This is a genomic window from Methylobacter arcticus (assembly GCF_050917435.1).
GTDB lineage: Bacteria > Pseudomonadota > Gammaproteobacteria > Methylococcales > Methylomonadaceae > Methylobacter_A > Methylobacter_A titanis.
The window spans coordinates 2,414,843-2,438,341 of sequence record NZ_CP159583.1 but is presented as its reverse complement, the minus strand read 5'-3'; the positions used below and the strand labels follow the sequence as shown (position 1 = coordinate 2,438,341).

General features: G+C 50.8%; 21 protein-coding genes, 1 pseudogene and 2 riboswitches. Of the genes and pseudogenes, 13 read left to right on the top strand and 9 right to left on the bottom strand.

Features of this window, described 5'->3' with window-relative positions; genetic code table 11:
- Nucleotides 1-214: 214 nt before the first annotated feature.
- From ABXJ76_RS11580 to ABXJ76_RS11565, 4 genes are read right to left on the bottom strand one after another with little or no spacing between them, the layout of a single operon-like run.
- A complete protein-coding gene (locus tag ABXJ76_RS11580; protein WP_432740642.1) occupies nucleotides 215-4,504 on the bottom strand; it encodes a cobaltochelatase subunit CobN in 4,290 nt (1,429 codons plus the stop codon).
- Entirely contained in the window at nucleotides 4,497-4,799 is a 303-nt protein-coding gene (locus ABXJ76_RS11575) for a (2Fe-2S) ferredoxin domain-containing protein (protein WP_432740640.1), read from the bottom strand. Before ABXJ76_RS11575 ends, ABXJ76_RS11580 begins: the two co-directional genes overlap by 8 nt.
- Nucleotides 4,796-5,485: a CbtA family protein gene (locus tag ABXJ76_RS11570; RefSeq protein WP_432740639.1), complete on the bottom strand. Its 690-nt coding sequence runs from the start codon at nucleotides 5,483-5,485 to the stop codon at nucleotides 4,796-4,798. The genes ABXJ76_RS11575 and ABXJ76_RS11570 overlap by 4 nt, the downstream gene beginning before the upstream one ends.
- Nucleotides 5,476-5,673: a CbtB domain-containing protein gene (locus ABXJ76_RS11565; protein ID WP_432740638.1), complete on the bottom strand. Its 198-nt coding sequence runs from the start codon at nucleotides 5,671-5,673 to the stop codon at nucleotides 5,476-5,478. The genes ABXJ76_RS11570 and ABXJ76_RS11565 overlap by 10 nt, the downstream gene beginning before the upstream one ends.
- A 133-nt stretch (nucleotides 5,674-5,806) precedes the next feature.
- A riboswitch (cobalamin riboswitch) is annotated at nucleotides 5,807-6,035 on the bottom strand.
- Nucleotides 6,036-6,189: 154 nt separating this feature from the next.
- A riboswitch (cobalamin riboswitch) is annotated at nucleotides 6,190-6,400 on the top strand.
- Between the two features lie 119 nt (nucleotides 6,401-6,519).
- On the opposite strand from ABXJ76_RS11565, the gene ABXJ76_RS11560 reads away from it, so the two are divergent.
- From ABXJ76_RS11560 to fae, 9 genes are all read left to right on the top strand, one after another.
- Entirely contained in the window at nucleotides 6,520-8,766 is a 2,247-nt protein-coding gene (locus ABXJ76_RS11560) for a TonB-dependent receptor (RefSeq protein ID WP_432740637.1), read from the top strand.
- A gap of 212 nt (nucleotides 8,767-8,978) precedes the next feature.
- A complete protein-coding gene (locus tag ABXJ76_RS11555) occupies nucleotides 8,979-9,914 on the top strand; it encodes a hypothetical protein (RefSeq protein WP_432740636.1) in 936 nt (311 codons plus the stop codon).
- Nucleotides 9,902-10,564, top strand: coding sequence for an HAD family hydrolase (locus tag ABXJ76_RS11550; RefSeq protein WP_432740635.1), 663 nt, complete (start codon nucleotides 9,902-9,904; stop codon nucleotides 10,562-10,564). The genes ABXJ76_RS11555 and ABXJ76_RS11550 overlap by 13 nt, the downstream gene beginning before the upstream one ends.
- Before the next feature lie 68 nt (nucleotides 10,565-10,632).
- Nucleotides 10,633-11,595: a beta-ribofuranosylaminobenzene 5'-phosphate synthase family protein gene (locus tag ABXJ76_RS11545; protein WP_432740634.1), complete on the top strand. Its 963-nt coding sequence runs from the start codon at nucleotides 10,633-10,635 to the stop codon at nucleotides 11,593-11,595.
- Between the two features lie 10 nt (nucleotides 11,596-11,605).
- Nucleotides 11,606-12,733 carry an ATP-grasp domain-containing protein gene (locus tag ABXJ76_RS11540; protein ID WP_432740633.1) on the top strand — a complete coding sequence of 376 codons (1,128 nt, stop codon included), beginning with the start codon at nucleotides 11,606-11,608 and terminating at the stop codon, nucleotides 12,731-12,733.
- Between the two features lie 5 nt (nucleotides 12,734-12,738).
- The gene (gene mch, locus ABXJ76_RS11535; protein WP_432740632.1) at nucleotides 12,739-13,722 is read left to right on the top strand and encodes a methenyltetrahydromethanopterin cyclohydrolase; all 984 of its coding nucleotides are present in this window, start codon (nucleotides 12,739-12,741) and stop codon (nucleotides 13,720-13,722) included.
- 9 nt (nucleotides 13,723-13,731) lie between these two features.
- A complete protein-coding gene (locus ABXJ76_RS11530) occupies nucleotides 13,732-14,643 on the top strand; it encodes an ATP-grasp domain-containing protein (protein ID WP_432740631.1) in 912 nt (303 codons plus the stop codon).
- Nucleotides 14,640-15,488 carry a triphosphoribosyl-dephospho-CoA synthase gene (locus ABXJ76_RS11525; protein ID WP_432740630.1) on the top strand — a complete coding sequence of 283 codons (849 nt, stop codon included), beginning with the start codon at nucleotides 14,640-14,642 and terminating at the stop codon, nucleotides 15,486-15,488. The genes ABXJ76_RS11530 and ABXJ76_RS11525 overlap by 4 nt, the downstream gene beginning before the upstream one ends.
- A 119-nt stretch (nucleotides 15,489-15,607) precedes the next feature.
- Nucleotides 15,608-16,117 carry a formaldehyde-activating enzyme gene (gene fae / locus ABXJ76_RS11520; protein WP_432740629.1) on the top strand — a complete coding sequence of 170 codons (510 nt, stop codon included), beginning with the start codon at nucleotides 15,608-15,610 and terminating at the stop codon, nucleotides 16,115-16,117.
- Nucleotides 16,118-16,244: 127 nt separating this feature from the next.
- On the opposite strand, the gene ABXJ76_RS11515 is transcribed toward fae, so the two are convergent.
- Nucleotides 16,245-16,988: a HisA/HisF-related TIM barrel protein gene (locus ABXJ76_RS11515; RefSeq protein WP_432740628.1), complete on the bottom strand. Its 744-nt coding sequence runs from the start codon at nucleotides 16,986-16,988 to the stop codon at nucleotides 16,245-16,247.
- A 126-nt stretch (nucleotides 16,989-17,114) separates the two neighbouring features.
- Between ABXJ76_RS11515 and ABXJ76_RS11510 the strand changes: the two genes are divergently transcribed.
- From ABXJ76_RS11510 to ABXJ76_RS11500, 3 genes are all read left to right on the top strand, one after another.
- On the top strand, nucleotides 17,115-18,089 hold the full coding sequence (locus ABXJ76_RS11510) for an ATP-grasp domain-containing protein (RefSeq protein ID WP_432746508.1): 975 nt from the start codon (nucleotides 17,115-17,117) through the stop codon (nucleotides 18,087-18,089).
- Nucleotides 18,079-19,125 (top strand): hydantoinase/oxoprolinase family protein, encoded by a 1,047-nt coding sequence (locus tag ABXJ76_RS11505; protein WP_432746507.1) that lies wholly within the window; start codon nucleotides 18,079-18,081, stop codon nucleotides 19,123-19,125. The genes ABXJ76_RS11510 and ABXJ76_RS11505 overlap by 11 nt, the downstream gene beginning before the upstream one ends.
- Nucleotides 19,126-19,223: 98 nt before the next feature.
- Nucleotides 19,224-19,778 carry a MarR family winged helix-turn-helix transcriptional regulator gene (locus ABXJ76_RS11500; protein ID WP_432746506.1) on the top strand — a complete coding sequence of 185 codons (555 nt, stop codon included), beginning with the start codon at nucleotides 19,224-19,226 and terminating at the stop codon, nucleotides 19,776-19,778.
- A 10-nt stretch (nucleotides 19,779-19,788) separates the two neighbouring features.
- On the opposite strand, the gene ABXJ76_RS11495 is transcribed toward ABXJ76_RS11500, so the two are convergent.
- The 4 genes and pseudogenes from ABXJ76_RS11495 to ABXJ76_RS11480 all read right to left on the bottom strand — a co-directional run bounded on the left by ABXJ76_RS11495 (nucleotide 19,789) and on the right by ABXJ76_RS11480 (nucleotide 22,447).
- A complete protein-coding gene (locus tag ABXJ76_RS11495; protein ID WP_432740627.1) occupies nucleotides 19,789-20,040 on the bottom strand; it encodes a hypothetical protein in 252 nt (83 codons plus the stop codon).
- Entirely contained in the window at nucleotides 20,027-20,587 is a 561-nt protein-coding gene (locus ABXJ76_RS11490) for a succinylglutamate desuccinylase/aspartoacylase family protein (RefSeq protein ID WP_432740626.1), read from the bottom strand. The genes ABXJ76_RS11495 and ABXJ76_RS11490 overlap by 14 nt, the downstream gene beginning before the upstream one ends.
- Before the next feature lie 8 nt (nucleotides 20,588-20,595).
- Nucleotides 20,596-20,805 (bottom strand): hypothetical protein, encoded by a 210-nt coding sequence (locus ABXJ76_RS11485; protein ID WP_432740625.1) that lies wholly within the window; start codon nucleotides 20,803-20,805, stop codon nucleotides 20,596-20,598.
- An 81-nt stretch (nucleotides 20,806-20,886) separates the two neighbouring features.
- Nucleotides 20,887-22,447: pseudogene (locus ABXJ76_RS11480) on the bottom strand (sigma 54-interacting transcriptional regulator).
- Nucleotides 22,448-22,547: 100 nt separating this feature from the next.
- Here ABXJ76_RS11480 and ABXJ76_RS11475 point away from each other — a divergent pair.
- Nucleotides 22,548-23,492, top strand: coding sequence for an IS1595 family transposase (locus ABXJ76_RS11475; RefSeq protein ID WP_432740442.1), 945 nt, complete (start codon nucleotides 22,548-22,550; stop codon nucleotides 23,490-23,492).
- The last annotated feature ends 7 nt before the right edge of the window (nucleotides 23,493-23,499 follow it).

Sequence of the window (23,499 nt, the reverse complement as noted above, 5' to 3'; positions counted from 1 at the left end):
GAAGCTCTAGCTTCCCGTACTGGGTTCCCAAGCAGGAGCTTGGGAACCAGCTCCTGGAGTTCTTGGCTAGCAGGAACTGACCGGAGTGCAAGCTTTGCTTGCCAAAGCAGGCGAAGCCTGCACTCCAGCGTCAAGGTCATTTTGGTGTTAATGGAATCTTGACAGCTATATGAATATTTTCGTGCTTTTCGTGTATTTCGTGGACAAAAAATCATTATGCCCCGCGCGGTGTTTCGCCGCGCGCCTCCAGCAAGGTTTCGCTATGCAGGTATAAATCTTGTAACGCGTCCAGCGTTTGCTGCTTTGGCTCGGCCCACATGCCGCGGGTCGCGGCTTCCAGCAGGCGTTCGGCTATCGCGTTTTGCGCCCACGGATTGGCTTGTTCGAGGAAGCGCTGCATTTCCGGGTCTATCGCGTAAGTTTCGGCGACTTGCTCGTACATCCAGTCGTCCATGACCTGCGCGGTGGCATCGTACCCGAATAGATAATCGACGGTCGCGGTCAACTCCAAGCCGCCTTTGTAACCATGACGACGGATGCTGTCCAGCCACTTGGGGTTGACCACGCGCGAGCGGAACACCCGCAAGGTCTCTTCCTTCAAATCGCGCACTTGCGCCCGTGACGGATCGTGGCTGTCGCCGAAATACTTGCGCGGCTGCGATCCGGTCAAGGCTCGGATGGTGGCTATCATGCCGCCGTGAAATTGCAGGTAATCGTCGCTGTCGAAAATGTCGTGCTCGCGGTTGTCCTGGTTATGCAGTGCTACCTGAACGCCGGACAGGCGAGTACGGAACGCGTCGCGTTGATCATCGCCCTGCTGGCTGCGCCCATAGGCATAGCCGCCCCAGTTGACGTAGGCTTCGGCAAAATCGGTATCGGCCTGCCAGTTTTTTTCCTGGATCAGCGGCAATATGCCCGCGCCGTAACTGCCGGGTTTTGCGCCGAAGATGCGGAAAGCGGCGCGCTGCGAGGCTTCATCTTCAGACAGGCCTTGGCCTATCCAGTCGCCCAGTTCGGCAAGATAGTGCTTGCGCACAAAGTTCTGCGACAGCGGTTCGTCCAGCGCAATCACGGCATTAACGGCGTCGTCAATCAAATCGATCAGTTGCGGAAAAGCGTCGCGGAAAAAACCGCTGATGCGGGTCGTGACATCGATACGCGGGCGTTTTAATTCATCCAGCGGGATGACTTCGACGCCGGTCACGCGGCGGTTTTCAGTCTGCCACACCGGGCGCACGCCGAGTAGCGCTAAAATCTGCGCCACGTCGTCGCCATGGGTGCGCATCGCGCTGGTGCCCCAGATGCTGATCGCGACGCTCTCGGGATAATCGCCGGTTTCGCGGACGTAGCGCGATAGCACTTCATGGGCGAGTTGCTGGCCGACACGCCAGGCGGATTGAGAGGGTACGCTACGCGGATCGACCGAGTAAAAATTGCGTCCGGTCGGCAGGATATGCGCCATGCCGCGAGTCGGCGACCCGCTGGGGCCTGCGGGTACGTAACCGCCGGACAGGCCGCGCAGCAAATTATCGATTTCGTCGGTGGCGCGGGTAAGATTGGGCACCAGTACTTGGCAGGCAAAGTTCAGCACTTGTTTTATCGGGTTGCAATCGGTAGTGCTGTTGCCGAAGGTTTTGCTGATGGCTAGGTCTATGGCTGATTCGGAGTAAGCGTGTATCTGTAATTCAGTGAATAAGCGTTTGCTTAATAATTCGATGGTTTCCAGTACGTCGGCGTGGGTAGGCAAAGGCCGTCCAGCCAGTTTTTCAAGTTCGACATTTGCTTGATCCAATCGGCGGCCCTGATGCTCTAGCAATGCGTCCATGCTCAGGCCGAATAACCGCGCAATTTCAATGGGCAGTCCGGGGATGTCCTGATTCGGCAAGCGGGTCAGCGAGACCAGCATATCTACCCGTTGCTCGTTTTCCGGCGCTTGTCCGAGTATGTGCAAACCGTCGCGGATTTGCGCCGCTCCCAGTTCGCACAGATAGCCGTCCAGATCTTCGATCAAATGCGCGACATCGGCACCGGCCATTTTGGTCAGCAGTTCGGGCAGGCCGTCTTCTTGAGGGTGATGATCTGGATCGTAGTCATGATGGTGCCCGTGGTGGCACTCCGCATGTTCATCGTTATGATCGTGATGATGTTCGTCATGTGCATGATCATGGTGACTGTGATGATCACGGTGTCCCTCGCTATCGTCATGATGGTGATCATCATCGTGTTCATGCTCATGATGGTCATGGCCGTGATGCTCGTGATCATGAGAATCATCGTCATGGTCGTGATGATGTCCATGATGGTTATGGTCGTCATCGTGATCATGGTCATGGTCATGGTCATGGTCATGGTGCAACAGCCGGGCTTGCAAGTCGGCATCCAGGTTGGTTTCTTTGACCAAGTCCCAGATCTGCTGCTGCAACAGCGGTAACTTCGTCGGATCGAGCACTTCCACCTGATAATATTCATCGACCAGTTGGGTCAGTTGCGCCAATGCGCCGTAAGTGTCGGCGGTGGTCATCGGCGGCGTCAGGTGATCGACAACGACCGCATGGGCGCGGCGCTTGGCCTGTGCGCCTTCGCCGGGATCGTTGATGATGAACGGGTAAAACAATGGCATGTCGGCCAACAGCGCGTCGGGGAAACAGTTTTCCGACAAGCCAACGCCTTTGCCCGGCAGCCATTCGAGCGTGCCGTGCTTGCCGACATGCACAATCGCATCGGCCTTCCATTCGTCGCGCAACCAGCGATACAGCGCATAGTAATGGTGGGTGGGCGGCAAATCGGGTTGGTGGTAGATCGCGTCGGGATCCATGCCGTAACCGCGCGGCGGCTGCAATGCGACGAAGCTGTTGCCCAGTTCCAGGCCTGCCAACGCGATATGATCGTCATGCACATAGGCTTCGCCCGGCGCATCTCCCCATTGCGCGGTCATTTTGTCCTGCATCTCAATAGGCAGATCGTCAAACCATGCTTGATATTGGGCGGCCGATACGCGGCCGACGGCATGGCTTAGCTGTTCGGTAGTCAGATAGGTATTGTCGTAAGCGCAACGGTCGATCAGATCATGTATCAGCGCGGTGCCGCTTTGATGAAGCACATCCAAGTGCTTCACCCTTCGGGTGCTTTCGCATCCCAATGCGCTCCCGGCGCATTGGTCCGGCAGTTCGCCGATGTTATAACCGGCGGTTTGCATGGCTTGCAGTATCCGCATCAATGACGCCGGTGCATCCAGTCCGACCGCGTTGCCGATTTGCGAGGCCTTGCTGTTGGAGTTGGTGAACACAAAGGCGATGCGCTTGTCGGCATTGTTCAGATGTTTAAGCCGTGCAAAGCGCGAGGCGATACCGGCAATACGCGCGACCCGATCCGGCAGAGGTTCGTATTCGACCAGTTCGTTCGACGGGCCGGAGGCTTTGGCCTTGAACGACAGCGGCACGGTGATGATGCGGCCGTCGAATTCCGGCAATACCACGTTCATTGCCGCATCCAGCGGGTTGAGGCCGCGCGCCGATTGCTCCCACTGGTGCTGCATCATGCCGCTGGTGATGGCTTGCAGTACCGGCACATTGAGTTGCTCCAGCACCGACACCGACCAGCCTGCGGGTGTGGCTCCGCCGGGGGTGATTTCGCCCATCGCAAACGCGGTGGTGTTGATCAGCACGTCGATATGTGTGCCTTGATGGCCGCTGAAATAACTCAAGGCTTTAGGTAACGTATTCTCGCTATGACCTGCGCGTAATGACGAGGTGAATACGGGCAATACGTTCAGGCCGCGTTTTTCCAAAGCGTCAACCAGCGCATCGATAAAACGCGTGTTGCCGCTCATCCAGTGGGCGCGGTAAAACACGATGCCGATGCTGGCCTTGTCTGGAGTTCGCAGCGCAAGCCAGTCGTCTATATTGGCGCCTTGGGACAGATCAGGATGATAAATGCCGTGTTCGGGCAAATCGACAGCCGGTTCAAAGCCAAAGCCGGTCAGCAAAAAATGATCGGAAAGGTAGCGCAGCAGTTGCGCCATATTGACGCTGCCGCCGGCCTGAAAATAGGCCTGTACCTGATGCAGCACATCGGATGATACGGTGGATGCCGCCGCCAATTCGGGGTCAGGCTCGCCGGTGCCGCTGATCGCGATCAAGTGCTGCCCCTGCTTTTTAGTCTGACGCAGTAGATCGGCAAAGCCGGGCACGCTGCCGAGACGCCCCAACACGCGCAGCACGACGATACGGGCTGGAGTAAGCTGATGCGCCAACAGCTCGGCCATTTGCGCATCGCTTTCCAGTGCCTGCAAGTTAATACCGGTGCATTGCGGGAAACCTTCCGGCATTTGCGCCAGGGCGCTTTGCAGCACCATCAGATCGTTGGGTGCGTGGGTCAGTAATGCAATAGGTCGGTTTATATCGGCAATTGCTCCCTGCATTGCTCTCGGCAACCGCTCCATGCGTTGCTCTACCTTCCCCGTCCATGGGGTCGTACCTCCTGCATCCATGCAGTCGTCAGACATCGCCGGTACCCAGGCGGTGAACAACGTGCTCGCTGACTTCGATGTCATTTTCCAGATGTTCGCTGACGATGCGTTCCAGCACTGCTTCGTCGGTACAGGAATACCAGACGCCTTCAGGATAAACGACCAGGATAGGGCCGTTTTTGCAGACCGCAAAACAGTTTGAGCGGGTGCGTTTTATTTTAAGATGGGGGCGGGCATCGATTTTTTGACCCAGCTGTTGGAACAGTGGGGTGTTGTCATCAGAGCAGCGCGAGCCGGTACACATCAAGACATGTTTGTCGTGGGTTCTCATGATCTTTTTTGGTAAAACTGTCCCATCAAACCGCCTAGTGCCAGCCAAAAAACAGCGTTGGCAAAAACGGTAGCGGCGATAAAGGATTGTGCTAATTCGGCAGGCGCGGCGCTGCCGTGAACTTCCGGTTGCGGAGCACCGATTAAATGGGGTGATACCAGTAACACCGCACCGAAAAACCGGTACGTTTTGGTTTTGGCAAAAGCCAGTAATGACAGCCCGAAGCCGGTATCGAGTACAGTGATCAGCCACCAACTTTGTCGATCTGTCAGTTCGGCAGCTGTTGTGCCGGGAACTTCGGGCGGCAATCCTAAAGACGGCGCGACGAAAAAGGTTGTGTAGCCCGCCAGTCCCCATAGCAGCCCCATGCGCCAGTTGTCCGGACGGCCGCGCAAACACATGATCGCGCCAATCAGCAAGGCAAAACCAACGCCCAAGGCGATATTGGCTACCGCCGTAAAAAATGTCCGCTCCCAGCCGTTTTCAGGCTGCCATGCTTCATATTTATGACTATTTTCCGTAGTGGCAACGACTGCGGCCTGTTCTTCGTACACTTCGGCCTGGAGCAAGGTCGGGATGACTTGAATTTGCTGAACGGCAGTTAGCAACAAACCCGCCAGCAAGCCGGTCCAGAGAGCCGCAGTAAGCAGCTCTCTGAAGGTAGTCAGATTAAATATTAATGGCACGGAAAACTGGCGGAATGTCGTCCATCATGTGCAGTGTTATGTAAGGGTGCAATGTCAGAAAAACCGGCGGCATACAACAGTGCCAAGCCCAACATGCCGACCAGCATGGCAGGAAATATTTTGTCTTTTAAAGCTTCGGAACGGGCTTGAGTTTGAGCGTTATCAAGCAAAACAGGTGTTGATGACATGGGGTTTCTCCTGGATAAAGAGACAGCAAAGCCGCTAACGCAAGCGCGTTACCGGCAGGAATAATCTGTACGAGGGAGAAAGTGCAGGACGGACGCGAAGAGAGCAATCCATCTGAGCGCCCTCCGCGCACAAATTCGATTATCACTTCAGGCCGGTTTCCGGACTCACAAGTAGGGGCGACCGGCCGGTTGCCCTATGTTAGCGCCTTCCGATGCATCGCACAGTGGCGTTTGCCAACCTTTTACTTGTTTACCGTTGCGGGGGCAGCGTGGGTTTTGTTTGCATCTTAAGCAAACTCACCGACTTCCCGTTTCAATTCTGCGGACGATAGTCCATGAATACCTAAAGCAAATTTTACCGGGCTAGTATATTCACTCGATAAAAAACTAGCAAGCGTTGAGGCATTGCTAATGAAGGCTTAATTCAACAGCAATGGGAGATTATCTGACGAATGAGTAACTTTTTACAGGGTTAGGCAGTACGCCGTAAATTTGCTTTATCAAAACAAAATCTTATAATCATTTCTGCTTTCAGGTTCCGGAGGGTTTTTCAGACCCAATGGTTAAACGGGAAGTCGGTAAGGTTTTGACCGAATCCGACGCTGCCCCCGCAACGGTATATAAGTAAAGTTTCATCGGGATGCCACTGTGTTCACGCATGGGAAGGTGATGATTCAGGCTAACGCCACTTATAAGCCCGGAGACCGGCCCGAAAGTTTAATTCGGTACAGCGGAGGGCTGTCTGCGAAAGTGACAGTGCAGCTTCGCGTTTGCGTCATCTCTCGTTTTCTATTGTCCTCTGTTGTGTAAATCAACCATTATGCGCGGGCGGCGCAGAGAGGACACATGCAAAATTTTATCTTCGACCCATTATTAGTTACGGATTTTAATACCCAGTTACATCCGCAGGAAACCCCGAAAAATCTTCCCGATATGAGGGTTATCATGTCCAGCTTGGCAGTTAGAACAGGATCTGCCATGCATGTCAAACAAAAGCAAAACGCTACAATCTGCGTTGGTATCGGTGTTTTTCTGGCTCTTAACTGCGCGATGGTTAACGCCGACTCTCAACCTTTGGAACTTGATGAAATAGTCGTCGAAGCAGGGCGAGAAAAAGACCTGATCGGTATAACCGGATCGGCATCTCAGGGCGAAGTCAGTCAGGCACAATTTGAATACCGTCCGCTTTCCCGTAACGGCGAGCTGCTGGAAGTTATTCCCGGCGCTGTAGCTACCCAGCACAGCGGATCCGGCAAGGCTAATCAGTATTTCCTGCGCGGATTTAATCTCGACCACGGCACCGACTTTACGACTTACGTCGACGGCATTCCGATGAACATGCCCACGCATGCCCACGGGCAGGGCTATATGGACATCAATAGCGTCATTCCCGAACTGGTCAAGAAGATTGAATACGGCAAGGGACCGTATTATGCGGAAGTCGGCGACTTTTCATCAGCCGGTTATTCGAAAATGTTCTCGATGGACAAATTGCCTGAAGGCATTTTGAAGTTTACCGGCGGCGAGTTCGGTTATTACCGCACCCTGCTAGCCAATTCCAACAAAGTCGGCAGCGGAGACTTACTTTACGCCGGCGAATTTAATTTCTACGACGGCGTCTGGCAGCAGCCGGAGGCTTCGAAAAAATTCAACGGCATGCTGCGGTACACGCTCGATAAGGAAGACTGGGGGGTGTCGGTTAACGGGAAGGGCTATACCAACGACTGGACCGCAACCAATCCGATCCCTCAAGCCTTGGTCGGTAGCGGCACGCTCGGCCTTTACGGCACGATGGATCCTACGGATGGCGGCAAAACCAACCGCTACAGCTTTTCAACCAATCTTTGGAACAAAGGCGATAACTGGAAAAATGACGCCAATATCTATGCGCTTTATTACGATGTAAACCTCTATTCCAATTCTACCGGTTATGCGGACAACCCGGTTAACGGCGACCAGTTACACCAGTTTGAACGTCGGGTGCAAACCGGAGGCAATGTCGAACATACCCGCTATAACAAGCTGTTCGGTTTTGATATGGACAATACTGTGGGTTTTCAGTTTCGTCACGATGAAATCATGGGCTTGGGTTTGGATCGCACTCAGGCTAGGCAGCTGGTAGATGTTGTCAGCCACAGCAATGTCAGCGAGACCACTGCCGGCGTTTATCTGAAAAACCAGACCTATTGGCATGAAAAAGTGCGCACCATCGCCGGTTTAAGGGGGAATTTTATCCATAACGATGTCACGGTGCTCGACACGGCCATGCATGATCCTCAGGTGAATGCGGCAAATTCAGGCAATGCAGGGCAAGCGCTAGTCAGTCCGAAGCTAAGCCTGATTATCGGTCCCTGGTTCAATACCGAATACTTTGTCAATGGCGGTTTCGGCTACCACTCCAACGATGCGCGCGGCACTACGCTGCAATTTGATCCGGCTACAGGTGCCGCACTAGACAGCAGTACCGCCAAGATCTCGCCTATGGCCCAGTCGCGCGGCGCTGAAACCGGCATTCGCAGCAACTTTATCAAAGGCTTGAATAGCACCCTGGCAATATGGTGGCTGGAGAGCAATCAGGAGTTGGTATTTTCCGGCGATGCCGGCACAACCGAGGTGCGCGGAAAATCCCATCGTTACGGCGTTGAATGGACCAATTACTACAAGCCGACCGATTGGTTGACGCTGGATGCCGACTTTGCGTTGACTTCGACGCGTTATGTGACGACTCCAGACGGTGAAGTCAACAACTATGTGCCCAACTCGGTGGGCAGGGTCATTACAACCGGCGCTACCGTGGTTGCCCCTAACGGTCTGTTCGGCACGGTACGCTTCCGCCATTTTGGCGACATGCCGCTAGATTCGTCGGGTACGTATTGGGCCGGCTCTACCAGCATCGTCAATTTGGGTGCGGGTTACAAACAGAAAAAATATAAGCTGGACTTTGATATTTTCAATATTTTCGACTCGACCGCCAACGATATTGCCTACGCTTATCAATATGCCTATCCCGCCGGAGCCACACCGCAGACGGATATCATGAAACACCCTGTCGAACCGAGAATGGTGCGAGCGACTGTTACTGTCAATTTTTAAGGCTTAACCACGCAAAACCTTTCGTACAGAGCAACAGCGTGGTGAGGCGCAATTTGTAGGGCGCAATACGCGATAAAGCTGCTATTGCGCCTTTACAGGCCATACTTACTTAGCGGAACGCGGTCAGTCGACCGCCGTGGTAAAAATTCCTTAGATGAGGCAACATCGGTTAAAATTTACATTTACGCTTTCCTTCCACTTATTTCCAAATCATGTTTTTTGCCAAAGATTTCATTGAAACCGCTGAAGGGCTTATTTTCGCTGTGGTAGAGCGGGGCCTGGAAGATGGCAAGGTGTTGTGTTTTTTACGTTATGTGCGCGAACCTTGCGGCTGGAAAAAATATCAGACCGTAGAGGCTAATGACTTCCTCGAACACAACCACCCCGATTATCTGCATTATTCTCCGGTCTTGGATGCGCATTTGCATGCGGTCGCCGTAGACCGGGTCGTCAAGCATCATCAACCCAAACACCGATTGCAGCAGCTGATGCAATCAATGCGGCATGATGCTGTCGAGCGGGATTTGTTCCGGTTGTGCGGGTTATTTGGGCAGCACGGGCTGGATTTAATGCAAACCGGAATCACGGGGTCAATATTGGTTGGCGTTCAAAACCAAGCTTCGGATATGGATCTGGTTTGTTACGACCGGGAGGTTTTTCACCAATGCAGGGCCATTACCCGCAAGCTTATTGGATTGGGAAAGTTGCAAGAACTGAATGAGCAGGATTGGCAGCAATCTTACGCGCGCCGGTCATGCGAGTTGAGTTTCGATGACTATGTCTGGCACGAACGGCGTAAATGCAACAAGGCCGTGATCGACGGGCGGAAATTCGATTTGAATTTTATCGATGATAGCGCAAGTTCTGGGACTATCAGTTATCAAAAATACGGTGCGGTTAGCTTGCAGTGCAGGGTGATTGACGATAGTCACTCATTCGATTATCCGGCTGAATTTAAAATAGATCATCAGCAGATCAGTGCTATCGTCAGCTTTACGGCGACCTATACAGGGCAGGCCGTCAGCGGCGAAAGGGTCGAAGTGTCGGGCGTTCTGGAACAATCGGAACAGGGCGTTCAGCGTATTGTAGTCGGCTCCAGCCGTGAAGCGCACGGGGAATATATCAAGGTTATTCAGTGCATAAGTTAGCTGATTTTGCTGCGGTTATTTTCGATATGGACGGTTTGGTTTTGGATACCGAGAGCACTTACATTGTCGCTTGGAAACAGGCTGCAAGTGCAATGGGCTACGATTTTTCCGAAGATTTCTGGCGGTCGTTGTCAGGGCTGCATTATCAGGATATAGCGCTGAAACTGATAGCCTATTGCGGGGCCGAATTTGACCTGCAAAGTTTTAACCGGCTCAGCGGCGATTGCTGGCGTGATCATGTTAATGTCCACGGCATCAATATCAAGTACGGCTTTAGCGGATTGCTGGACGTGCTGATCCGGCAAAAAATACCCTATTGTTTGGCAACTAACAGTCGGGCGGTTAATGCGCTGGAATGCCTTGAACTGGCCGGGATCAAAGAGGTTTTTTCAGTCATTATCAGCCGCGATCACGTTCAGCATGGTAAGCCGGAGCCGGATATTTTTTTAAAAGCCGCAGCAGTATTGCAAGTGGATATCAGTCGGTGCCTGGTGATTGAAGACTCGCATGCCGGTATTCTGGCGGCATTTAGAGCGGGAGCTGTTTCGGCGTTTATACCGTCGACAGCGCCGGTCGATCCGCAGACCATTGAGCTGTGCGATTTGATGATGGACGATTTGGTTCAATTGATGAACGCGATCTGCGCTTAGTTCGCAGCCGATAGGCCGATCATGTATACTTCGAGCAATTTTTTGCAGCATAAATACAGCCATAACCTTTGATAGTCCAACATTCTAAAGTCTCAGTCATTGCCCCTGCCAGATTGCACATGGGCTTTATCGATTTAAGCGGATCATTAGGCCGACATTTCGGCAGCATCGGTGTTGCGCTTAATGAAATCAGCACCAGCCTGTCGGTAACCGGCGCCGAGCAACTGACCATTACCGGCCCTGCCGCACAGCGGGCAAGAAAGTGTGTGTCCCTATTGTGTAAGGCGCTGCACGTATCCGACAAGCTCAATATAACCATTGAAGCCGCGATCCCGGAGCATGTGGGCTTGGGTTCAGGCACGCAAATGTCGCTGGCAATCGGCGAGGCGCTGAATGAATTTTACGGCTTGGGGCTTAGCGTGCGCGAAATCGCCGCTGTGACCGATCGGGGGTTGCGCTCCGGCATCGGCATCGGCGTTTTTGAACAGGGCGGACTGGTTGTCGATGGCGGACGCGGCGAAAAAACCATCACCCCGCCGGTGCTGGCGCACATGGATGTACCGGACGACTGGCGGTTTATTCTGGTATTCGATCAGCGCGGTCAGGGTCTGCACGGTCAGCAGGAAATACAGGCATTTAAAGAGCTGCCGCCTTTTCCCCAGCAGGAAGCGGCACGCTTATGCTATCTATTGCTGATGCAGGGTCTGCCTGCGGTGGCCGAAAACGATATTATTCAATTTGGCGATGTGATCAGCCAGCTGCAACGCTCGGTTGGCGAACATTTTTCCTCGGCTCAGGGCGGCGTTTTTACCAGCCCCGAAGTTGCGGCGGCCATGCAATGGCTGGAACGGCAAGGTGCGGTTGCTATCGGTCAAACCTCATGGGGGCCGACCGGGTTTTGCGCTATTGACGGGGCCGAGTTGGCGGAATCAATCACCCATCAGGCCAGACAGGAGTTTGCGCATTTCGATAACTTGAGTTTTGTTGTTGCCAGTGCGCGGAACAGTGGAGGGGATGTTTTTGTGGGCTAGCATCTGACTTATGGAAACGGTACTGATTGTTGCCAGTTCAGGACGCATGCTGGCGCAGGCGGCGACCACTATTGGCTTGAAGCCCCTGGTCATTGACCTGTTTGCCGATCTGGACATGCAGGCTTTAGCGGAAGATTTCCGTCAGGTAAAGTCATTGGCCGAGCGAGACTTGGCTCCTGCCGTAGATTATTTTATCGAGCGCTATGCTGTCACCGATGTCATTTACGGCAGCGGTTTTGAATGTTTCCCCCAAAGCTTGCATTATCTGAATAGCCGATTGGTGTTGCTGGGCAATGATCCCGATGTTTTTTCCGGGCAGCTGGATAAGCAGGCGTTTTTTTCGACACTGAAGCAGTTAAACATTCCGTACCCTGAGGTTGTTTTTGATGCGCCTGATTGCGTAGAGGGTTGGTTGCTTAAACCTATGCAAGGACAGGGTGGTGTCGGGATAAGGCGTTATCAGGCTGATGACAGTGTCGATAATTCGGTTTACTGGCAAAAATTTCAAGCAGGTACGTTACATTCGGTACTGTTTCTGGCTGACGGGCAGCAAGTGCAAGTCGTCGGCTTTAATAGCCAGTGGTCTGTGCGTTTAAGTAAGGCTCAGGAATTTGTTTTTTCAGGCGTGAGCAATAGCTGTGATTTGTCGGATGCGCACAAAGCGGTGATAACGGCTTGGCTAAAGCAGATGGTTCCGGTGTTTGCGCTAAAGGGATTGAATTCGCTGGATTTTATTCATGCGGATGATTGCAGTTATGTTCTGGAAATCAATCCACGGCCCTCAGCCAGTATGCAGTTATATGATCAGGGTTTGCTGGCTCGGCATATTCAATCCTGTGAGGGAGCGTTTGTGGGGGTGGCTTCAGTCGCCAAGTCACCAGAAGCTGGGCGACTGAAGTCGCCCCTACAATCGCCCCCGCAGAGCGGCTATCAAATCGTTTATGCTGAACGTGATTTAATCATTCCAGAGCGATTCGAATGGCCCGAATGGTGTATGGATTTGCCTGCGTTCGGTGCATTTGTTCCCACAAGGCGGCCGATTTGCAGTATTATTGCCCACCAAAAACACTCACGATCAGCAGCTGTACAGCTGCTGATTAAACAACAACTTATCCTTAATAAACTAGAAAGGTTTTGACTCTCATGGAATATACAGCCAGCGTTAATAAATTGACCCAACCCTTGGTGCAGCATTTGCTCGATCATGCCGACAAATTGCGTTTGGGTGTGGAAACCTTAGCCAATGGCTGCACGATCATCGATGCGGGCATTAACGTGCCGGGCGGCATCGAGGCGGGACGCATTATTGCTGAAATCTGCCTTGGCGGCATGGGTACCGTCACCATCAATCACAGCACTTATACCGATAACTGGCCGTTGTCGGTGAATGTGCACACCGGCAATCCGGTTCTGGGCTGTTTGGGTAGTCAATATGCGGGCTGGAGCTTGTCGCATGAGAAATATTATGCCTTGGGCTCAGGCCCCGCTCGTGCAATGGCAACCAAGTTAAAAAACGGCAAACAGGAGCCGGTTGAAGACTTGTACAAAGAGCTGGATTATCAGGACAGCCATGATTCTACGGTTTTGGTGATTGAAAATGATGCGCTGCCGCCGGTTGAAATCGTCGAAAAAGTGGCTGCCGCCTGCAAGGTCGATCCGTCCAAGCTAACTATCATCGTGACGCCGACCAGCAGTCTGGCTGGCGGTGTGCAAGTGGTGGCGCGGGTGCTTGAAGTGGCTATGCACAAGGCTCATGCCCTGCATTTTCCGTTGGAAAATATTATCGACGGCAGCGGCAGTGCGCCTATCTGTCCTCCGCACCCTAACTTTGTCAAAGCCATGGGGCGTACCAATGACGCGATTTTGTTCGCCGGACAGGTGCATATTTTTGTCAAAGGCAGCGATGAAGCGGCTGAAAAGCTGGCTAACGAACTGCCCAGCTCAACCTCTAAAGATTACGGCAAACCGTTTGCGGAAATCTTCAAGCAATATGAATACGACTTCTTTAAAATCGATGCGATGCTGTTCAGTCCTGCCAGCGTCATTGTGACTGCGGTAGAATCCGGAAAAAGTTTCCGTGCGGGCAGGCTGGACAATGTCTTGCTGGACCAATCGTTTGGGGCGTAGAGCATCAGCGTGGGTCGTATAGCGATTTTTACCGATGATCCCGGCTGGCATGGCAAGCAATTAAGCCTGGCCTTTGCCAGTCGGGGTTATAGCGCAGACTACGTTTCGTTGACTCAATGTCGGTTTGTCATCGAACCCGGCCAACTGCCGATCCTGATTCCAGGCTTCGAGCACGCGCTTCCCGATGCGGTTTTTGTCCGCGGCGTTCCCGGCGGTTCGCTTGAAGAGGTCGTGTTGTATTTGGATGTTCTGCATGCGCTAAAGGCCATGGGGATTCCTGTCTACAATGACGGCCACGCGGTAGAGCGTAGTGTCGACAAGGCTATGACCAGTTTTCTGCTGCATAATGCGGGATTGCCCACGCCGATGACCTGGGTGCTGCGTGACCGGGAAGAAGCGTTAAGGATTGCGGCAGCTGAATTAAAGCAGGGTAATCTGCTGATCAGTAAACCGCTGTTCGGCTCGCAGGGCGAAGGCATACGCCGCATTGAAAAAACGACCGACCTGTTCTGGTTAACCGGCAGTCATGGCGTTTATTATCTGCAACGTTTCGTTCAATGCGAAGGCGTCGGTTTTTCCGACAATCGCGTTTTTGTGATTAACGGCCGGGCGGTTGCCGCCATGCGCAGGCGCGGAAAATTCTGGCTGAATAACGTTGCCAGGGGCGCGACCTGCGAGCTGATCGATTTAGAGCCGGAAATGGTAAATTTGGCCGTTAAGGCGACGACTGCATTGGCGATGGATTATGCCGGCGTCGATATTATTCGTGATAGGGAAGGGCGCTCTACGGTCATTGAAGTTAATAGCATACCGGCATGGAAAGGCCTGGAAAGCGTTTGCGATGTCAATGTTGCCGAGCTGATGGTCGATGATTTAATCACCCGCAAGATAGGCAAAACTGAGTTGTTTGCAGTCGCATGACGATTTCGTCCCGGCAGCTCAGTGAGCTTTATCGCCAGGCCTGCGAGGTCGATGTGCAGGCCTTTAAGCCCGGCAATGTCAGTGTTTATGCGGATGGGCATGATATGACCGTGGCCGATTTTAGAATCAGTGCCGAGGTCAGCGCCGGGCCTCTTTGCAATCTTGATTATTCCCTGGGTGAAAAAATCTATTATGCGGTCAAGGCCACGCGTGAGGCGGTGGGTTGCAATACCAATCTGGGTATTATCTTGCTTTGTGCGCCGCTGATTCAGGCAAGCAGTTATAAAAAATCGGATTTAACTTTAAGGCAGGCGGTCGCTAAGGTCATTAGCGAGGCAACGATAGAAGATGCCGATTGGGTTTTCAGAGCCATAACGTTAGCGTCGCCGGGTGGCTTGGGTCGCTCTGACCAGCAGGATGTCAATGAACAGGCCTCGGTTACCTTGTTTGATGCGATGAAATTAGCCAGCGCAAAAGACCGCATTGCGCTTCAATACATAACGGATTATAACGATATTTTTAATTTCTCGGTTTTGAGGTATAATATTTTTTTTAATCAATGGCGTGACAGGAATTGGGCGGCGGCGGCAGTATATGCTGATATGCTAAGTCAATTTCCAGATAGTCATATTGAAAGGAAATATGGAGATCAGTACACTGAGATGGTGGCTATGAAAATGGCTCAGCTTAGTGAGGAGTTTTCTAAAACTGATAATCCTAAACAAATAAAGCCGTTGCTTTTTTGCTTGGATCAGGAGCTTAAATTTTACGGTATAAATCCGGGTACTACAGCTGACATGATCGTGGCGACAGTATTAACGGCATTTTTAGAGGATCTTAATTAGTAACAATACTGTTACTAATAGGGCTTCAAAAGTATTTGTTTAAAACAAATAAGGGGACATTTAAAGTGTCGATAGTAGATTCAATTTTTTCATTTTTTTCTTCACAGGGGACATTAAGCATGGCTAAAATCAATAAATTATGCGTTGGCGAATCTTTAATTGGCGAAGGCAACGAAGTTGCTCACATCGATTTAATGGTTGGACCACGTGGTTCAGCTGCTGAAACAGCATTTGCAAACTGCTTAACAAACAACAAAGACGGCTTTTCTAGCTTATTGGCTGTTGTTGCACCTAACTTGATGGTTAAACCAGCAACTGTTATGTTCAACAAAGTAACCATCAAAGGCGCAAAACAAGCTGTTCAAATGTTTGGCCCAGCACAACGTGGTGTTGCTATGGCTGTTGCTGATTGTGTAGAAGACGGCACAATCCCTGCTGCTGAAGCTGATGATTTATTCGTATCAGTTGGTGTGTTTATTCACTGGGCTGCAGAAGACGATGCTAAAATCCAACAATACAACTACGAAGCAACTAAAGAAGCTTTGAAACGCGCTATTGCTGGTTCACCTACTGCTGCTGAAGTTGTTGCTGCTAAAGCTACTTCTGTACATCCATTCGCTGCTAACTAAGTTTTATTTAGTTATCAAGAATGTTAAAAATACCCCGTTAAACCGGGGTATTTTTTTGCCTATAGGATTGTAGGCAAGGCACTCGGTAATTGCTCCTGGATTACTCTACTACGCGCCATCCATGGCGTTATGCTATATCTGCATTCGCCGCGTTCCTAGGGTTCGGGCGTGAGCTGGGAGCGGAAGCTTTACTTAAAATTTTAATATCTTCAGCGTTAATAATGCCGGAATGCAATGCACTGGCAACTAGCGCCTGATGAATTCCTGCCTCACTTAAAGCCATTAAATCCTGTTTATGTCTTATACCGCCTGCGGCAATAAAGTTTTTGTCGGGATTTTGCCTGCAAAACTCAGTTAACTTGTTCAGATCCGGGCCGCGATTGCTGCCTACGCGCTCCAACGTCATGATGATGATATTTTCCGGCCAAAAAGACGAGTCAGCAAAAAGGCTAGGCGCACCCAAAGCCTTGGAATTTGCATAATCCAGAGACAAAATAAAGTTGTTTTTATAGGCTTTAATTTCTGCAATAGATTCATCCCGATACGATTCACTGCCTAAAACAGGCAGGGTATTGCCGTGCTCGCGCTGAGCATATGGCTGACAACCCTGGTCTATCCAGAAGGTGATGTGCGGAAAACGAGTCAGTACGTCGGCTATTAAAGGATTATGGCTGCCTTGACCGGTAATCGCATTCAGGTCTGCAATATAGAGCGTGCCAAACTCATAAACCCCCAGGAATGCATCGATAACCTGAAAAATATCAGACGACTTGCACAAGCCGGTGCTAATGGGTTGATAAAGCTCACGATTGCCGTGCCGGGCGTGAACGACGACGCCGTCTTTTAAATCTATTACCGGGATTATTTTCATAAAAAATAAGGTTTGAGGCTAAAGCGCAGTTGGGGGACTCCAAAAATCACCGTACCGGAGTTCAAAGCTCGCTTTGAACTGGTGATACAATATTACATACTAATTTATAACTGTTTATTGAAAATTGTGAAAATTCTGGTGTTTGAGTATATCACCGGCGGCGGCTTTAACAGACAGGCGTTGCCGGATTCCCTGGCTGGAGAAGGGAGTCTGATGCGGAATGCGTTGCTCGATAACCTGGCTCGATTAAACAATCTCGACGTCACCGTCATGCTCGATTGCCGACTCAATGATTGGGTCGGCAAGGCCGGCATAAACACCGTCATCATCAGCCCGGAGCATGATACTGATGAAGAATTTGCGCGCTTAGTCCAGCAATGCGATCTGGTCTGGCCGATAGCGCCGGAATTTGACGGTATTTTACAAAACCTATGTCAACGGGTCGAATCATCAGGAAAAATATTGCTGACATCGCCGGCAATAGCCGTTGCCATTGCCGGTAATAAATTCAGGACGTATGAACTGCTCAACCGGCATCATATAGCGGTCGTTCCTACCCGTATGTTTGATAATTACTGCCCTGGTGAATGGATGGTTAAACCGGTTGATGGCGTAGGTTGTGCCGACAGTCATGTGATCTCCAGCCGGCAAGACTTTGACCGGATGGCTGCACGAAAAGGTGAATACATTATCCAGCCGCATCTTCAAGGCGCAACAACCAGTCTTTCATGTTTATTCAAGCAGGGTCGAGGCTGGTTAGTATGTGTCAATTTGCAGCGTTTTGAACTGACCAACCGGCAATATCGCTTGACAGACATAGTGATTAACCATCATCCCGATCCTGGCCGGTATCAGCGACTGGTAGATCAAATAGCCCAGGCATTGCCCGAGCTGTGGGGTTATGCCGGCATCGATCTGATAGAAACTGCCGACCAAGCCTGGGTGCTTGAAATCAATCCGCGCCTGACTAGTTCATTTGTCGGCATACACGATGCTTTAGGCATCAACGTTGCCGAAACCGTCTTGCAGTTGCTGCATGGCGAGCCGATACTCAACCCGACTTGCAACAGAGCCATTAATGTTCAAACTTATGCAAACTGACATGATAGGCTGGGATATAGGCGGCGCTCATGTCAAAGCTGCGGTCATCAGCGCCGGTAATATAATCGCCGTTTATCAGCAACCGTGCCCGTTATGGAAGGGACTCGATCAACTGCAACGCGCTGTAAACGCCATTATGCAGGAACTGGCCGGTGCAAATTGCCGCCATGCGATTACCATGACCGGCGAGTTGGTCGACTTGTTTGATAATCGGGAGCATGGCGTCCAGCAAATCATCCAAACCATGACCAAGCTGTTGCCGGGAGCTGAACTGCTGGTTTTTGCAGGACTAGAAGGCTTTCTCAAATCCTCGCAGACTGAAGATCGGCATTACCCATCCATTGCCTCGGCCAACTGGCTGGCCAGCGCTACCTTTGCCGCGCATAAAATCGGCAGCGGACTTTTTGTCGATTGCGGCAGCACCACCACCGACATACTGCTGCTTAATGAGGGACAAGTTCTGGCAGAAGGCTACACCGATTACCAGCGTTTACTCTCTGAAGAGTTGGTTTATACCGGTATCGTCAGAACCGCAGTGATGGCCGTTACGCAGACAGCGCTGGATCAAGGCAAAAAAATCGGTTTGATGGCCGAGTATTTTGCGACCATGGCCGATGTCTATCGCGTCACCGGCGAACTCAATGACATACATGATCAAACCGACACGGCAGATGGTGCGGAAAAAACAATCCTTGCCAGTGCCAGACGCTTATCGCGGATGATAGGTTGTGATTTTTATGCCGATGAACTGCCGCGCTGGCAGCAATTTGCTGAAAATATTCGCCTCCTGCAAATACAGCAAATACAACGCGGTTGTGAGCTTCGGTTAGCTCAATATGAGCTTTTGCCAAACAGCCCATTGATTGGTGCCGGAGTAGGGCGCTTTCTGGTTAAACAGATTGCATTAAATTTAGGGCGTCCGTATCTGGATTTTTCCGATCTATTCCCGGTAGCTGCAATTTTGTCCGATATGACCACGGCTGACTGCGCGCCTGCTGCTGCAATAGCTTATTTAGCGAATAGAGCGGGTCGTTAAAAAAACTCTCATGCAATAATAATATCGATTCAATACCAACTAATGTAATGTGGTATGATATTGTTTTTTATCAGCATTAATAAATGTTTACAGGCTCTATGGAAAAAGTTGATGTATTTGATCTGATCGAGCGGATGTCCGCGCTGATCCGGTCTGAAGAACGTAAAAAATGCACAGAATTAGGCTTGCAACCGGTTCATTTGCAGGTAATGGATTATTTGTATCGCTGTAACCGTTATAGCGATACCCCGGCAGCACTCACTAATTATTTGGGCATGACCCGCGGCACGGTTTCCCAAACCTTGCTGTTACTGGAAAAAAAAGGCTATATTAAAAAAACAGCCGATGTCAATGACCGGCGTGTGGTGCATCTTTGCCTTTTGGCTGAAGGCGATGCTATCCTGAATAAAGCCCGCCCGACAGATTTATACAGTCAGGCCTCGGCAATATTTAATGAAAACGATAGCCAGGAAAATGTTTTTGTTAGTGCGCTGACCGCACTGCAAAAAGCCAATAAATCCCAATCATTTGGGCTTTGCAAAACCTGTAAATATTTCACCACAACGGCCGATGGCTTCGTTTGCGGCTTAACCAAAGAATCGCTTAGCCAAATCGATAGTGAGAAAATATGCCAGGAGCATACTGTTATTTGATTGTTTCCGGCTAAACAATAGCGAGTTCATCGTCATTAGCATCGTCGCCTATATCCGGCGAAATATCGACGTGAAAGTTGCCCAGATATTCGGCAACTTCCTTGGAGTCTTCAAATCTTGCGATGTGGTAGACCGCTTCACCTTCATACACCAGGGGGATTTCACTGCGGCCTATAATAATGCCGCTGAATGGCGATATGACTTCAATTTCAAGGCTGGAAACCGGGTCGCTAACCATGCCCAGCAATTCATGCTTTGCCACGAAAAATACCGCTGCCCGGCGATCTGATCCAGGCACTGTAGCGAGCGATATAGGGTTCGCTGGAAGAGGCACTGCGTTTTTTTCGGTTTGCAATCATGCCTAAGTGACGCATTACATTGATAATTCCCCGTACACCGGCACGAATGGCTATTTCATCAAAGCGTAAGGCTTCATCAGCCTCATAAAGCAGCATGGGAATGCCTCGCTCTGAAGCTGATTCTCTTAACGAGCCATCGCGCACGTTGGCATTGATCAGCACCGGAACATTAAAAGCCTTAGCCAGGGACAAGGTCGCTTCGTTATCCAGATTGGCGCGTATTTGCGGCAAATTGCTGCGATGTATCGCACCCGTATGCAAATCAATGCCATGGGTGCTGTTAGCCGCAATTTCCGTCATAAACAGGTCTGAAGCCAGGGCGCCTTTTTTTGAGCCGGGAAAGGAGCGGTTTAAATCGCGCCTATCGGGCAAATAGCGGGAGCGATGAATAATGCCGTAGACATTGACGATGGGTATGGCGATCAAGGTCCCTGTTATTCGTTTTAACACGGGATCTTTTAATAGACGGCGAATGTTTCGACACCATTCAGCTCATCGCCATGTATCGCTGCGCTGATAAATAATCGGGCACCGGGTTTTCTGCCATGGATAATGTGCACCGGCATGGTCATCGGCGTATGGGTATAAAGTGGCGGCAACGGCAGGTCTATGACTAGATTCGTTCCGGGTCGGATAGTTTGGCCGCTAATAATCAAGTCTTGTCGCATAAATTTATCCTTATAACTGATGATGCTGACTGTCCACGAAAGGTACGAAAAAGCTTTATGGAATGAAGCATTGCCTAGCGATTAACGTCGGCGATAGTCCGCTAAATGAATGTCATACTTTTTCAACTTGGTGTAAACAGCACGTGATGTGATTCCCATGTCTGCTGCTGCTTTTTTGATGTCGCCCTGATGTTGTTTTAGAGCGATGTCAAGAAATGCCTGTTCAGCTTCGGCAATAACGCGTTCTTTGATGACTTTCCATTCTGCATTGTTTTCTGTTTCGGACTGAAGCGGCAAATCCAACTCGGTTATTTCTTTGCCGACGGCAAATAAAATACTGCGTTCAAGGCTGTTTTCCAGCTCACGGACATTGCCCGGCCAGGGGTACGCACGAATTTTCTGCATGACTTCACGGCTGACCGATTCAACCGTTTTGTTATATTTCTTGCTCAAGCGCTGCACTATCAACTGCACCAGATACGGCAAATCTTCCGGGCGTTCGGCCAGCGGCGGAATGCTTAAGCGAACCACGTTGATGCGGTAATACAAGTCATTGCGGAACAGCTTTTTCCTAACCAGTTCTTCCAGATTGTGATTGGTTGCGGAGATTATTCTTAGGTCAACCGACAAGGTTTGCTTGCCGCCGACTCTTTCCAGTTCGCCTTCCTGTAGTACGCGAAGCAGCCGGGTTTGTGCGGCAGGGGACAGTGAATCGACTTCATCCAGAAACAAGGTTCCGCCTTCCGCTCTTTCAAAATAACCCTGATGCACTTCGATCGCGCCGGTGAATGCGCCTTTTTCATGCCCGAACAGCGCGCTCTCGATTAAGCTTTCCGGAATTGCACCGCAGTTAATCGGGATAAAGGGTTTGTTGCAGCGATCGCTCATCGCATGTATGGCTCGGGCAATCAATTCCTTGCCGACACCGGTTTGCCCTTGAATCAGCACGGTTGCCAGCGTAGGTGCAATCACTTCGATGGCTTGCAATATTTTCTGCATGGTCGGCGATTTGGCAATAATTGCCGGAGGCTGGTGTTTTTTTGCGGGTTGATTGTTTTGTTTACGCCAAATCTGTTGCATGCTCTGTTCGATACGGGAGTGCAATTCGTTAATATCCTCCATGGCTTTGACCGGTGTGGTGTCGGTGTATTCCATTCCCGGACGGTCTTTTGCTGCATTCGGGTTGGTGTATACGCAAACTTCACACTTGCCATCGTGGCGGGCAATGCTTTGTTTTATTTCCACTTTGGCGTAACCGAAATTTCTGGCGGCAATGCCGCCAAAGACACTGGACGTCATTCTGCACAATTCGGGAAAATTGGTCACCCGGTCGCCGAAAGGGCAACGGCTGTTGGTTACGGTAATGCAATCGGGATTACTGGAAACCAGGGAAAATTTACCGCCAATATTGTTTTTAAGGCCGAGGATCAGTTCGGTATAGTATTCTTTGTCGAGCAATTCGCTGTTGTGAGTTTCTTCCCGATAGGTTTGTTCAAAGAAACCCCCTGCTGTTTGGGCAATGTGTTCGATCAATTGCTCGCAGTGTTTTTGTCCCTGTTGTTCGCTGGCATGCATCAGTTCAAGGATGAAAGTTTGCAGGAAAAAAAACCGGCGTTAAGCCGGAAAGACAGTCGTTTTTCATAGTGTTTCCTGATTACCCATAAAGAACAGCCAATGTTACAAAAATGTCTATACTGACAGTATCTACATATGCAGTATCTACATATAAATGGGATAACGTCATGAAAAACAAAGTTCAATTTCAAAAAGGCTATAGCCTAGGCGAGTTCATGAAAAATTATGGGAGTGAAGATCAATGCCGAAAAGCCTTGTTTCAGTGGCGCTGGCCTCAAGGCTATGTTTGTCCTGAATGCGGCGGGCAAAGCTACTGCACCCTGAAAACACGAGCGGTTTATCAGTGCAATCGCTGCCACCATCAACATTCCCTCATTAGTGGTACCATTTTTTCTGCGACGAAACTCCCGTTAACGATTTGGTTTCTCGCGATCCACTTGACCACACAGGCAAAAACTGGCGTTTCTGCCCTTTCACTGCGCCGCCAATTGGGTGTTTCATACAATACCGCCTGGAGCATCAAACAGAAGCTGATGCAGGTAATGAAGGAGCGTGATGATAGTAAGCTATTATCCGGCGTCATCCAGCTGGATGACGTGTATTGGGGCGGCGAACACCGGGGAGGCAAGCGTGGACGGGGTTCCCCCAACAAAACACCTTTTGTGGCGGCGGTGTCGGTCAACGAAAAAGGGCATCCTATTGCCATGAGCATGACTGTGGTCAAGGGGTTCCGCTCCAAAGAAATCGCTCGTTGGGCTAAGCGCCACCTTAGCACCGACAGTCACGTGGTCTCGGACGGACTGGCCTGCTTCGCCGCTGTTAAGGATACAGGATGCCAGCACACCTACATCGTAACCGGTGGCGGCCCTGAATGTGTCTCACTGGAGTCTTTCACTTGGGTAAACACCATGATAGGTAATGTCAAAAGGTCGATTGACGGGGCGTATCACGCTATCAATCACAAACACCTTCCACGCTATTTGGCAGAGTTTTGTTATCGCTTCAATCGGCGATTTGTCCTTGAGGATATGCTGCCCCGCCTATGTTACGTTGCAGCCAGAACGCCACCTATGCCTATGCGGCTACTGAAGATGGCTGAGGATTATGGGTAATCAGGTA